This is a genomic window from Mannheimia sp., assembly GCF_056854775.1.
Genome location: NZ_JBXGGI010000002.1, coordinates 1 through 13,668, shown reverse-complemented (window position 1 = coordinate 13,668; position 13,668 = coordinate 1). Strand labels below are relative to the sequence as shown.

11 protein-coding genes and 1 tRNA gene are annotated in these 13,668 nt (G+C 38.8%); 3 read left to right on the top strand and 9 right to left on the bottom strand.

The window, feature by feature from the left end; genetic code table 11:
• Positions 1–91 precede the first annotated feature (91 nt).
• The gene (locus ACJHV0_RS00075; protein WP_483133029.1) at positions 92–1,465 is read left to right on the top strand and encodes a sulfurtransferase; all 1,374 of its coding nucleotides are present in this window, start codon (positions 92–94) and stop codon (positions 1,463–1,465) included.
• Positions 1,466–1,531: 66 nt separating this feature from the next.
• On the opposite strand, the gene cls is transcribed toward ACJHV0_RS00075, so the two are convergent.
• From cls to msrB, 3 genes are all read right to left on the bottom strand, one after another.
• Complete coding sequence (cls, locus tag ACJHV0_RS00070; protein WP_483133028.1) at positions 1,532–3,013, bottom strand: cardiolipin synthase; 1,482 nt, start codon at positions 3,011–3,013, stop codon at positions 1,532–1,534.
• A gap of 28 nt (positions 3,014–3,041) precedes the next feature.
• Positions 3,042–3,896, bottom strand: coding sequence for an endonuclease/exonuclease/phosphatase family protein (locus ACJHV0_RS00065; protein ID WP_334253901.1), 855 nt, complete (start codon positions 3,894–3,896; stop codon positions 3,042–3,044).
• A gap of 85 nt (positions 3,897–3,981) precedes the next feature.
• On the bottom strand, positions 3,982–4,377 hold the full coding sequence (gene msrB, locus ACJHV0_RS00060; RefSeq protein WP_483133027.1) for a peptide-methionine (R)-S-oxide reductase MsrB: 396 nt from the start codon (positions 4,375–4,377) through the stop codon (positions 3,982–3,984).
• A 219-nt stretch (positions 4,378–4,596) separates the two neighbouring features.
• Between msrB and gap the strand changes: the two genes are divergently transcribed.
• Entirely contained in the window at positions 4,597–5,601 is a 1,005-nt protein-coding gene (gap, locus tag ACJHV0_RS00055) for a type I glyceraldehyde-3-phosphate dehydrogenase (protein WP_025235879.1), read from the top strand.
• A 221-nt stretch (positions 5,602–5,822) separates the two neighbouring features.
• A complete protein-coding gene (locus tag ACJHV0_RS00050) occupies positions 5,823–6,182 on the top strand; it encodes a hypothetical protein (protein ID WP_483133026.1) in 360 nt (119 codons plus the stop codon).
• Positions 6,183–6,252: 70 nt separating this feature from the next.
• Here the strand turns inward: ACJHV0_RS00050 and ACJHV0_RS00045 are convergent.
• The 6 genes from ACJHV0_RS00045 to mscK all read right to left on the bottom strand — a co-directional run.
• A tRNA-Leu gene (locus ACJHV0_RS00045) sits at positions 6,253–6,338 on the bottom strand.
• 16 nt (positions 6,339–6,354) lie between these two features.
• Positions 6,355–6,681 carry a preprotein translocase subunit SecG gene (secG, locus tag ACJHV0_RS00040; RefSeq protein WP_483133025.1) on the bottom strand — a complete coding sequence of 109 codons (327 nt, stop codon included), beginning with the start codon at positions 6,679–6,681 and terminating at the stop codon, positions 6,355–6,357.
• Between the two features lie 107 nt (positions 6,682–6,788).
• Positions 6,789–8,708, bottom strand: coding sequence for a DNA topoisomerase III (locus tag ACJHV0_RS00035; protein ID WP_483133024.1), 1,920 nt, complete (start codon positions 8,706–8,708; stop codon positions 6,789–6,791).
• 73 nt (positions 8,709–8,781) lie between these two features.
• On the bottom strand, positions 8,782–9,609 hold the full coding sequence (gene mepA, locus ACJHV0_RS00030; protein WP_483133023.1) for a penicillin-insensitive murein endopeptidase: 828 nt from the start codon (positions 9,607–9,609) through the stop codon (positions 8,782–8,784).
• Between the two features lie 91 nt (positions 9,610–9,700).
• Complete coding sequence (gene aroC / locus ACJHV0_RS00025) at positions 9,701–10,783, bottom strand: chorismate synthase (RefSeq protein ID WP_334234369.1); 1,083 nt, start codon at positions 10,781–10,783, stop codon at positions 9,701–9,703.
• A 2-nt stretch (positions 10,784–10,785) separates the two neighbouring features.
• A partial coding sequence (gene mscK, locus ACJHV0_RS00020) for a mechanosensitive channel MscK (protein WP_483133022.1) occupies positions 10,786–13,668 on the bottom strand: 2,883 nt, incomplete at its 5' end.

Sequence of the window (13,668 nt, the reverse complement as noted above, 5' to 3'; positions counted from 1 at the left end):
GGTGGATTGCAACATTCGTTATGATGTTTGGCGTGTGGTGCGTGTCCATTCTTCGCAAAAATCCTTTAGAATCAACTTGTTAGGAGTAACAATGAAACCTTTAAAACTTTCCGTATTGGCGATTGCCATTAGCTTTCTAGCTGCGTGCAATGAGCAAAAAATCAGTGAAATTTCACAAACTGAGTTGCTTAAACAAAAAGATAATCCTGATATTGTGATTATTGACACACGGGGCGATACTTTTTACAACGGCTTTAAAAGCCCTCAAACTGCACGAGGTGGACATATTCCTAATGCTATTCAATTTACCGCAGAATGGATTGAAGCAATCCACCCCGACTATTTCGAGAGTTTTGCTGCTGATAAGGGGATTACCAAAGATAAAACGCTCGTATTTTATGATGACAATCTTGACAACTTAGAGAAAGTTTCTGCTGAGTTTGCAGCAAAAGGTTACAAGATCAAGTTATTTAAAGAATTTGCAAAATATACTCAAGATCCAAATATGCCTTTAGAAACTTTCCCAAATTATCATTGGTTGGTTTCAGCACAATGGTTAAAAGAGGCTTTAGATGGCAAACAGCCGGAAACGCATTTGGGTAATGATACAATGGTCTTTCACGTTTCTTGGGGACCGGTCGATCAAGCAACAGGCTACAAGCAGCACGTTACAGGAGCTTATCATTTTGATACCGATTGGATTGAAAATGCTCCCGTATGGAATTTATCCTCAGCTGAAATTATCGAACAAAATCTATTAAAAAACGGCATTACTAAAGACAAAACCGTTGTACTTTATTCTGAAAACCAGCTTGCTGCATTCCGAGTGCTTTGGGCGTTAAAATGGGCTGGGGTGGAGGATGTGAGAATTCTCAACGGCGGTGTAAATGCGTGGATTAACAATGAATTCCCGATTGATACCACCGTTAATACGCCAACGCCTGCAACGGATTTCGGAACGAAAATTCCGGCTAATCCACATTTGTCTATTGAGACCGCTCAAGAGGCTTATGCGAAGCAAAAAGAGGGGGTGAAATTAGTCAGTATTCGGGCTTGGGAAGAGCATTTAGGTACAATCAGTGGTTATGATTACATCCCGGGCAAAGGCGAACCAGAAGGTGCAATTTGGGGCTATGCCGGTACAGATTCATCTAATGTGGCGGATTATTACGATCCGGATGGTTCATTACGAAACCCCAAAGAGATTTTTGCCTTATGGGAAAAACAAGGAATTAAGCCAAATGATAGCTTGGCATTCTATTGCGGTACAGGCTGGCGAGCAGGTATTCCGTGGTTTATGACACAAATGGCAGGCTGGAAAAATGCCGTTGTGTATGATGGAGGCTGGAATGCGTGGCAAATGGATAGCTCGTTACCAACAAAAGCACAATCAACCGAAACAAAACCAAATGCGAAAAATTTCTTTGGTGTAACGCCAAGAACAGGACTATCTTGTAAGAGTTAATGAATAACAAGCGGTCAAAATCGGTTAAAAATTTGCAAAAAACGTTCTGATTTTGACCGCTTGTATTTAGAGTAGTGGGCTCATCAATCTGACAATGTTTTCCACTAACCCCCACAATTTGATGCGATAACGCCAGCCTTTTGGAGTAATCAATTCACTTTGTGCTAAGTATTTTTGCTGAAGTTGAGTAATCTCTTCAGTCATTTCTTTATCATAAATAGCAAGGCTGATTTCTAAATTCAAGAAGAAACTTCGCATATCCATATTTACTGTACCAAATAGGCTGAACTCATCATCAATCACTAGTGTTTTAGTATGAAGCATACCTTCATCAAAACGAGCGATTTTGACATTGTTTTTAAGTAACATCGGGAAGTAAGCTCTTGAAGCATAATGCACCATTTTTGAGTCATTTTTTCTCGGTAAAATTAGAGTAACGTCAACTCCTTTGCGTGCGGCAGTAGTGAGTGCCAATAATAGTGGTTCATTTGGCACAAAATAAGGGGTAGTAATTACTATGCGTTTGGTTGCAAGGTGAATTGCACATAAAATGGTTTCATAAATAATGCTTTCTTCTTGTTCAGGAGCGGATGGAATGACCTGTGCAATAACATTGCCGGTAGTAGGTGGTGTTAAGCCATTGTGTTTCTTTGCCTGTTGATTTAAGAAATCTTTTACTTTTTGCAGGTTTTCATCATCTTCTACGGCAATATCAGCGTAGAGAACAGCTGCCATTTCAAGCACAACAGGACCGGTGCAACGCATCATCACATCAAACCATCTGCCAATACCAATCTCTTTTCTAAATAATACTGGGTCGATTAAGTTAAAACTTCCTGTATAACCAATTTGGTAGTCAATGACTAAAATTTTACGGTGGTTACGCAAATCATTACGCCCATAAATAGTTTGCATAATCCCAACAGGTAGAGACGTTTGAATAAATACACCGGCTTGCTCTAGTTTTATTCGCCATTCACTTTTGAGGAACGGACCACTTCCTACATCATCAGCTAAAATCACACAATGCACACCACGTTCTGCCGCCGCTTTGATTGCCTCTAGTAGCTTATTAATTTTGCCCTCAGGTTCTACAATATAAAAGGCGAGTAGGCAGCTGTATTGTGCTTGCTCAATATCTTCAATCATAGAATGCAAAATATCGTCGGTGGTACTGAGTAACTTCATACTATTATTAGCACTTGCACCCAAACGAGTGGTTTTCTCTGCCATTCGTTCAATACCACGAAAGGCTGAAGGAATTTTATCATCGGGGTTAAAATGCTCACTGGGTAAATATTCTTCCGCAAATTCATCATAGAACTTGATCATTTTTTTGGTTCGAGCAAGACGACGTTTGCTGACACGAGGTTCGCCGATCAACAGGTAAAGAACAATTCCTCCTATGGGTAAAACGAAGAGAATAATGATCCACGCAATTGCTGCACCGATATTACGCTGGGTGTATAACACTCTGGTGGCAAACACTAGCACAATCAGAAAGTTAATCAGGAGTAAAACGCCACTCCAAGTAAAAGAAAACGGCATAAGATAGTCCTTATCAAAATGGTTTATGCTATTTTAGTGAAAAATCAAGCTCAAGCGGATTGTGGTCGGAACTCTTCACGGCATAGCTTGATGCTGAATGTACAATAATATCTCGAGTAAAAATATAGTCTATCGGATAACCAAATGCAGTGGTTCGAGTATCGGGTGTGATTCGCACTTCGGTTAGTTGTAGTTTATTCGTTAATTCAAATAGCTTCTTTTTACGTTTTTCATTCCAAGTATTGAAATCGCCTGCTAAAACAATTGCACCTTGATGTTGTTGGATAAGCTCTTTCAAGCCATCTAATTGTTTCTGATAGCTATGGTTCGTCCAGTCAAAATTAATTAAATGTACATTAATCATAAGCAAAGATTTGCCATTTTCAAACGGAAAACGCATTGCAGACATCAGTTTAGGCAATCTAAGCAAAGGTTCTTGAGATCCATTTAGGCAATAGCGATCAGCATCTAAACGGCTTAAATTGAGAATACCTGATTTTTGCTCTTGATACTGGAACGCAAAAATATGTAAAGAGCTTTCAAATTGTGGAAGTAAGTTTGAAATCTGTTGCCCCGAAGTTGCCTCTTGTAATAGCACAAAATCTTTTTTCTCAGTAAATTTCTTTAGATCTTCTTGCCAATTAGCATTTTTGCCTTTATGAATATTCCAATTAAGCAACTGAAAACGTTTATTTGAGGCAGGTGTAATGCCGGTATTTTGATAACATTGCCAATAAGAAGAAAATTTCATTTCTTTGAAGATACTTTTCTTAGAATCTTGAAAAACAACTTCGGGCGGAGTGTAAATGCTCAAACTTCTGTAGTTCAAAAATAAAGTACTCCCTAATAAAACAAAAAATAATAGTAGTAAGCGTTTTTTCATATTTTATCGCCAGTTAAACAAGCGGTTAAATTTAGATAGTTTTTTGCAAATTGCTACCCAAATTTAACCGCTTGTATCTCTAAAATTAGCCGTCCATTTCCTCGCCTGTTTCAGCCCATTTAAAATTTAATGCGACAGAATTTAGGCAAAAACGTAATCCTGTAGGTGGCGGACCATCGTTAAAAACGTGTCCCATATGGGAATCACAATTTCCGCAACGGATTTCGGTCCGTTGCATTCCGAAACTGTAATCAGCCAGATAGCGTAATGATGTTTCTGAAATTGTTTGATAAAAACTTGGCCAGCCACAACCCGCATCAAATTTAGTATCAGAATGAAAGAGCTCTTGATGACATCTTGCACAACGGTAAATACCAACACGGTTTTCATTTAAAAACTTGCCTGTAAAAGGGCGTTCTGTACCGTGATTTATTAAAATATCAATTTGCTGTTCGGTTAAGTATTTAATATCTTTAATCATTATTTTTCTCCTGAAATCATCAAAAACATTGTAACTTTTTTTTCATTGTAAATCGTTATAAATTTCAAAATTTGACATAGATCACAAAAAATTTATCTGTTATATTGAGTGAGTTCTTTTAGCTTGTCAGTAAAGTGAAAAGATGTGCTATAATCTCTACATCTTTAGTAGTACATAAAGAACAAATTTTGTTTAACTTTAATATAGGTAGAAAAATCTATGGCAATTAAAATTGGTATTAACGGCTTTGGTCGTATCGGTCGTATCGTTTTCCGTGCAGCACAACATCGTGATGACATTGAAGTAGTAGGTATTAACGACTTAATCGATGTTGATTATATGGCTTATATGCTGAAATACGATTCAACTCACGGTCGTTTTGACGGTACTGTAGAAGTTAAAGATGGTCAATTAGTAGTAAACGGTAAAGCAATCCGTGTAACTGCTGAGCGTGATCCTGCTAACTTAAAATGGGACGAGATCGGTGTTGATATCGCAGTTGAAGCAACAGGTTTATTCTTAGATGATGAAACTGCTCGTAAACACATCACTGCTGGTGCGAAAAAAGTTGTTTTAACTGGTCCATCTAAAGATGCAACTCCTATGTTCGTAAACGGTGTAAACTTTGATGCGTATGCAGGTCAAGATATCGTTTCTAATGCTTCTTGTACAACAAACTGCTTAGCACCATTAGCGAAAGTAATTCACAATAAATTCGGTATTAAAGAAGGCTTAATGACTACAGTTCACGCAACAACTGCGACACAAAAAACTGTAGATGGTCCATCAGCGAAAGACTGGCGTGGTGGTCGTGGTGCTTCACAAAACATCATTCCTTCATCAACAGGTGCAGCGAAAGCAGTAGGTAAAGTATTACCTGCATTAAACGGTAAATTAACCGGTATGGCTTTCCGTGTTCCTACAACTAACGTTTCTGTAGTTGATTTAACAGTAAACCTAGAAAAACCGGCAACTTATGCTGAAATCTGTGCTGAAATCAAACGTGCTTCAGAAAACGAAATGAAAGGCGTATTAGGCTATACAGAAGATGCTGTAGTTTCAACAGACTTCAACGGTGCGACTGAAACTTCTGTATTCGATGCAGCAGCAGGTATCGCATTAACAGATACATTCGTTAAATTAGTATCTTGGTACGATAACGAAGTTGGTTACTCAAACAAAGTATTAGACTTAGTTGCTCACGTATATAACTACAAAGGTTAATTGATAAGTTATAGCTAAATTTAAGGACCAAATTCTGAAAAGAGTTTGGTCCTTTTGCTTTGTGTAATATTTTATTAATGTCGTTCTAGGTTTATAAACCCGAGCGGTAAAATTGAAAAAGAAATTGAAGAAATTCTTTGATTTATAGTGGTAGTTTATTGAAATTTGAAATCGAAATTGCTATATATGAGCCATAAGTTGGCTGCTATGGAGAAAATAAAATGGGTAATTTTTGTTATTTTATTATGCTATTAATCATTACCTTTTTTACGATTTTAATCTTTAATAAGATAGGCTGGGTAAATGCTGGAATTTTATTGGTCGTATTTTTTACTTTCTTTGCTGCTTGGATAGTGCGTAAAAACCAAGAAACAACGCGAGACTTAGAAGAAAAAGAGCTAAATGAATGGCTTCAAAAAGAACTAAAACGTCCAGTCGTTCAAGATAAACTACGCCATCTACCACCAAATGATATTGATGATGAAATTAGCACTATTGCTACCGGTAAAGTAAGCTGGACGAATAAGGAAGGAAAAACTACAGACCTTTTCGATATTGAAATAAATATCAAATCCAAATAACTATGATATAGATTGATTCTATGAAAATAAGAAAAAAGCCTGTAAACATTGATTTTACAGGCTTTCTATTTGGTGCTCTGGGCGAGACTTGAACTCGCACGGGCTACGCCCACCACCCCCTCAAGATGGCGTGTCTACCAATTCCACCACCAGAGCTTTAATTTTTTAACGATTATTGAGGGATATCGTTATTTTCGGTTTTAACCGGTTCTACTTGTTTTTGTTCAACTTGACTTAAATCTTCAAATTGGCTTGTTGGTGCTTTTGTATTTGAACTTAAGTTACCGATTACTAAGCTGATTGCGAAAAAGATTGTTGCTAATAATGCAGTTGTTCTTGATAAGAAGTTTGCAGAACCTGCTGAACCAAAAACAGTTGCTGAAGCACCCGCACCGAAAGATGCACCGGCATCAGCTCCTTTACCTTGTTGCATTAATACGAATGCGATAAGCAATACGGCTATAACAAGATAAGCAATTGTTAAAACATTGATTAACATTAATTTGTTCTCTATATAATTCTTTATGCGAAATTTGCAATGGCGTGAATAATATAGAATTTATCCCCTTTTGACAAGAGGCAAACGCTGATTTTTAAACGCTTGATTTAATTTTCAGCAGTTTGTGTTGTCTTTTTCGAATAACGAGCTTTCGGCTTGCTTGCAAGCGGTGTAATTTTCGCTAAATTTTGCAAAATTTGACGATTTGGGCTTTGTAACAAATGAGGTAGTTGTTGATTTAGCTCAAACATAAATTGCTGATAACTCGTCTCTTTTTTACTGATTTGGTTAAGCTGCATTTCCCAATGGGCGGTCATATCCGGTTGTGTAGCGGAATCGGGTAATGCGTGAATCAGCGTTCTACCTGCCTCGGTACTGTGAATATTTTTACCTTTGCGGATTAAAAATCCACGCTTAAACAGTAATTCGATAATACCGGCACGAGTGGCTTCTGTGCCTAAGCCGTCTGTTTCTCTTAGCACTTTTTTCAATTCTTTATCTTGTACAAAACGGGCAATGCCAGTCATCGCAGAAAGTAAACTACGATCAGTAAAATGGCGTGGCGGTTGTGTTTTTTTGCTCATAATTTCGCCATTTTCACAGTGTAAAAGCTGTCCTTTTTTTACAATAGGCAATAATGGTTCTGCATCATCGAAATTATCTTCTTTACCAAGCAAGGCTTTCCAACCTGCAACTGCTAAATTGCGAGCTTGAGCGGTAAATTTCCCTCCCGCAATTTCAAGATCAATTTTGCTTTTGCGATATTCTGCATCAGGACAAAATTGCATTAAATACTGGCGAGCAATAAGCTGATAAATCCGCTTTTCATTTTCCGTTAAATGTACAGTACCTTGCCTAGAGGTTGGGATTATCGCGTGGTGTGCTTCGACCTCTTTATCATTCCAGCAACGATTACGGCGATTAGGATCAACAACCTCCGGTTTTTCTTGATATTCAGGCAGGTGATGGGCTATAGCTGCCATTACTTTAAACCGATCATTAAAATGCTCTGTCGGTAAATAGCGATTATCTGAACGAGGGTAAGTAATCAGCTTGTGTGTTTCATAGAGTTTCTGACAAATATCAAGTACAGCTTGAGCAGAAAGCCCATATTTCCCTGCCGCCTCCATTTGTAATACAGAAAGCGAGTAGGGAAGTGGGGCTGTTTCCTTTTCGATTTTGTCTTGATAGTCAATAACTTTGGAAGGTTGGTTGATAATCCGTTTTACTACATTTTCCGCAAGCGGACGAGATAACACTCGCCCATCTTCGTCTTGATAATCTTCGCACGCTTTGCTCGGTTGCCATTGAGCTTTGAATTTTTCTTGTGTTTCCGGCACGTCAATATGAGCGAAAACTTCAAAATAATCTTTTGGAATAAAGTTTTCGATCTCCAGATCACCGCGGACGATCAAACCCAACACAGGGGTTTGCACTCGACCAACAGATAATACGCCCTTGTAGCCCGCCCAACGCCCTTGTAGGGTATAAGCTCTTGTCATATTAATGCCGTAAAGCCAATCCGCTCTGGCACGAGCAAGAGCAGAGGTTGCAAGCGGTATAAAATCACTATTTTTTTGCAATTTTTCAATCGCACGGCTTACCGCAGTTGGATTGAGGTCGCTGACTAAACAACGTTGAATTTGGCTTTTACGCTCAGGTGGTAAATTGAGATAACCAAAAACTTCATCTACCAAAAGTTGCCCTTCACGATCCGGGTCGCCTGCATTCACTAAAATATCGGCTTTCTTGATGAGCCGTTCGACGATTTTAAATTGCTTTAGCGTTTCTTTTTTGGGAATGAGTTTCCATTGCTCAGGCACAATCGGCAAGTGTTCCATTCGCCACATTTTAAAGCGTTCGTCATAGGCATCAGGTTCGGCTTGTTCTAATAGATGACCAATACACCACGTTACGGTATCGTGTTCTCCGCATTGAATAAAGCCGTCGCCTCTTGTATGTGGTTTTGGCAATACATCGGCAATGGCTCTGGCAAGACTGGGTTTTTCGGCTACAAATAAACGCATAATAGTAAAACTTTCAAGAAATTTAACCGCTTGTTGTGCTTACAAGCGGTTAAAAAAAGGTGTTGTTTTGCAATTAATTCAAACCTTGCTCAGATAAAATCATCTGACACTGAACAGGTGGTGTGGGTAATACTTTTGTAGTTGGCGTGCCTGTATCCGGTTTAGGCTCAAACCAAGAGTAAAGCTCTTCGCCACAGCCATCGCCTGCTGGAACAGGAGCTTGATTTTCACAACTTGCGGCATCAGCAGGGCAGGTTAAGCGAATGTGGAAATGCGAGTCGTGTCCATACCAAGGACGGATTTTACGCAACCAGCCACGATCACTTCCTGCTGTTTGGCAAAGTTTTACTTTAATCGCAGGGTTTACGAAAATACGATCTACTCGGCTGTCTGAAGCTGCCAATTTAATTAAATAGGTATGGTGCTGATTCCATAAATTGTCATCAACTCGCTGTGTATTGCGATTAACCATAATAGTGGCTAACCCGGCTGGGTTTTTGGCGGTTTCATCATCCATAGGTCCAAACCTTAACCAAATATCGGCATCCAACCCTGTTTGGTGAGATGCGTGTCCTGAAGAAAAACGTCCGCCCGCAGGCATTCCCATATCGCCAATTAGAATGGTTGGCACACCAGCGGTTTTTGCTCTTTTGGCTAAGTTAGTGAGGTAATCAAGTAGTTGTGGATGTCCGTAATAGCGGTTTCTTGCAGAACGGATTACTTGGTAGCCCTCGCCTTTTAAAGCTAATGGCTCTGCTCCAATAATGCAACCATTGCTGTATCCACCGATAGATTGAGCTTTACCTTGCACCGGAGTTTTGATTTTTTCCCATTGGGTTGCATTGGCAGTGGTAGCAACGATTGCTAGGCTTGATATAAAGACTGTTTTAAGTAAATTCATCGTTTTTCCGAGTTTATATAAGTGATTCAAGCGGTTAAATTTGAGGATTTTTTTGCAAAAAAGAACAAGAAATCCACCGCTTGAGCTTAGTTTAGCGGCATTGAGCCTTAAATCTAAGTAAATGATCCAACAAGACGATTGCCATCATAGCCTCTGCAATCGGCACAGCTCGAATTCCCACGCAAGGATCGTGTCTGCCTTTAGTAACGACTTCAACAGGCTCATTATTTTTATTCACGCTTTTACCCGGAATAGTAATGCTTGATGTGGGCTTGAGTGCAATGTTTGCAATAATCGGCTGACCAGAGCTGATCCCGCCTAAAATACCACCAGCGTGGTTAGATAAAAAACCTTCAGGGGTCATTTCATCACGATGCTCACTACCACGTTGTTCCACCACTGCAAAACCATCGCCAATTTCGACCGCTTTCACCGCGTTAATAGACATTAAGGCGTGGGCGAGATCGGCATCTAAGCGGTCAAATACCGGTTCGCCTAAACCAACAGGTACATTTTCCGCAATTACAGTTAGTTTTGCACCAATGGAATCGCCCTCTTTTTTCAACTCACGAATTAAGGTGTCAAAGCCTTCAATCGCCACAGGATCAGGGCAGAAGAAAGGATTACTATTGACAGCTTGCCAATCAATCTGTTCAATATTTTCAACCGTTTTCGGGTTAATTTTTACATTACCAATTTGCGATAAATAGCCACGTACTTCAATGCCGAATTGTTCACGCAAATATTTTTTGGCAATAGCACCTGCGGCAACACGCATTGCGGTTTCACGAGCAGATGAACGACCACCACCACGATAATCACGAATGCCGTATTTTTGTTGATAGGTATAATCTGCGTGTCCCGGTCTGAATTTTTCGGCAATATCGCCGTAATCTTGCGAGCGTTGATCGCCATTTTTAATGATTAAACCAATGCTCGTGCCGGTTGTTTTTCCTTCAAACACACCCGATAAAATTTGTACTTCGTCATCTTCTCGGCGAGGGGTGGTGTAGCGTGAAGTACCGGGTTTACGGCGGTCTAAATCAGGCTGTAAATCAGCTTCACTTAATTCCATATTTGGTGGTACACCATCTACGATACAGCCTAATGCAATACCGTGTGATTCGCCAAAAGTGGTTACTTTAAATAATTGTCCGATGCTGTTGCCTGCCATTTTTAGTCCTTTTCTTTTGTTGTTATGTTATTAGGTAGTTCAAAATCAAAGCGTTTTGAACCTACTTTAATTTCATCTTGTGTATCGTTATTTTTGATATAAACATCTAATTGGTTAAATGCAATATCAATATTATGCTCATTAAAGACCTGATGAATACGCGTATTGAGTGCATCAATAGTTGGGTTACGATCAGATAAATCATTCACATAAGCCCTTAATTCGTGATCCAATGTACTTGCCCCAAATGTGAGGAAATAAGCTCTTGGTTGTGGATCTTTCAGCACTTTCGGATTTTCTTCCGCTACTTGTAGTAACAAGCGTTTAACTAACTCTACATCAGATCCGTAAGCAACACCAACTTGAACAATAATACGGGTTGCGGTGCTGCTCAATGCCCAGTTTACCAAACGTTCGGTTACGAAGGCTTTATTTGGTACGATAACTTCTTTACCATCAAAATCAACTAATGTGGTGGCTCGAATACGAATTTTTGAGACTGTGCCACTATATGTGCCGATTGTAATAGTATCGCCAATACGCATTGGGCGTCGAAATAAGATGATAATACCTGAAACGAAGTTTGCAAAGATTTCTTGCATACCAAAACCCAGACCGACGGAAAGTGCGGTGAGTAACCATTGGAGCTTACTCCAAGATACTCCTAATGTACCGAAGGCAAATATTGCTCCTAACGCAATAATTAAATAGGTTAAGAGCGTGGTAATTGTATAGGGTGTACCTTGCGATAACTTGAAGTGAGAGAAAATAAGGGCTTCGAGTAAGCCGCCTAAGTTTCTGATCAACACTACCATCACCACAATAATGAGAATAGCAGTGAGCAAATTCAGCAGCGTGATAGATTCCATCACAATGCCGGCTTCTGTAGTTACACTTTGCTGCCACAAGGTTACGCCATCTAAGTAGAGAGCAACGGTAATTAAATCCGACCATACCCAGTAGAGTAGCACGAATAAGCCAATCCAAAGTACGAAATCGGTTAACTTCAACATCTGATTTTTCACTTCGCTTACAGCAATAGAATCCTCTTTTAACTCAAACGGAATTTCCACACCATCCGGGTTTTCATTATTTTGTTCCGCCTTGGCACGAGCTTTAGCTTCAGCCGCTTCTCTTTTTTCTTGTAGACGTCTGTAAGCAAGACGACGTGCGGAAATAGAAAATGCACGGTAGAGAACATTGCGGACGATAATCCAAGTAATAATTGCAAAATAGGAGGCAATTAAATGCTCAATAATCACTAATGCTGTGTAGTAATAACCCAGTACAATAAGAATAATCAGAACAACCGGAGCAATGAGCAAGACTAATTTCACAATCGTCAGAAGAATACTTTTCGATTCTTTGGTTTCTTGATGCGTTACATTTTCATAAGTAGAAATAGCTTGTCTGAAGGCTGGAGCAATCATCCAGATCATTAAAATTAAGACGAGGATTGTCATTGTTTGCCCAAGCACATCGTAAGAAACACCGGTTTCTAATTTTGTAAAAATAGAGGTATTAAGCAATAACGCAATTAACCAAACTGAGCGTCTTAAAATATTTCGGAAAATTTCATTACTTTTTTGTGGCATATTAAAATGGATATGCCCAATGCCGTGAGGGCGTAACATCGCCACTAAGAAAGCAAAGTAAAGCCAATAAGTCGCCATTTTTAATCCCCAAGCCCAGACTTCTTGTGGATTTTCTAATGAAATATAAGTAACGGCGATAAACCCTGCTAAGAAAATAAATGTACTTGGTAAGCAAAGCACTACAGTCCAAAAAATAGCAAGTGGTGTATTCCATTGGCTATCAGTTGCAACAATCTTTAATCGGTTATTAATATGGTGCAGCTTTTGCTTAATGTTATCTTTTTGGCGGTTAATAAAAGTTGCAAGTAATAATAAAATAGTAACTAAAACACCTGCCGGCACAATATTATCACGCCAATTTGAGAAGTTGAGTTTTTTACCGATATCAAGAATTTGATAGTGAACGACATCAATAAATTTACTAAACCACTCTAAGTCCATCGGGCTATTACTTTTTACCCAGAAACTTTGTTGTTGTAGTTTTTGTTGTAACGTATCACTAATGGTTTGAACCTGTTGTTGGTTCAATTCAATATTAATCAATAAATTAAGCTGATTGTTTAACGACTTAATCATTTCAGACAAAGTTGTTGAACGCTCTTGCAAAATCGTGGTTAGTTGTTGTTTCTCTTGAGCTGTAAATGTGGTTTTACCATCTTGTTCCAATTTACTAATATAGGCATTGATATTAGAGAAAGAATCTTTAAACTCGGTAATATCAAAAACACGCACCCGCAAATCGGTAATTTGTTTAGAAATGCCCGAAATCATTTCATCTTGCGGTAATGATTGTTTTTGTTTATTGATAATACGAGAAAGCACCAATGTGCCTTGTAATGAACTAATTTGCTCTTCAATATTACGTTGGGTTTGTTGAAGGTTATCAAGCACACTTTTAATACGCAAATTATCTTGTGATAATTGCGTCATATCTTTCGTTTGTTTTAGTAATTCTTGCGTAACTTTTGTGTTTATATCCAATTCACGCAAAATAATAGGGTTAGTTGTTGCATTATTTTGCTGATTTTGAACCGCTTGTGCTTGCTCTAATTTATTTTTAGACTCTTCTACAATCTGATTGTTGATTGCTGTTTGTAAATTAGCAATTTCAGCTTGTAGATTTTGCTGTTCTTGCTTTTTTTCCTCTAGTTGAGAAGAGTAAACCGCAGCTAAGCTATCACTTCCATTTAGCAATGCTTGGTTATAGGTGTTTTTTAATTCAATGAGTTCCAGCTCAGCTTCTAACTTAGCTTGAAGTTCGCTTTGAATATTGGCAGTCGAAAGCTGGGT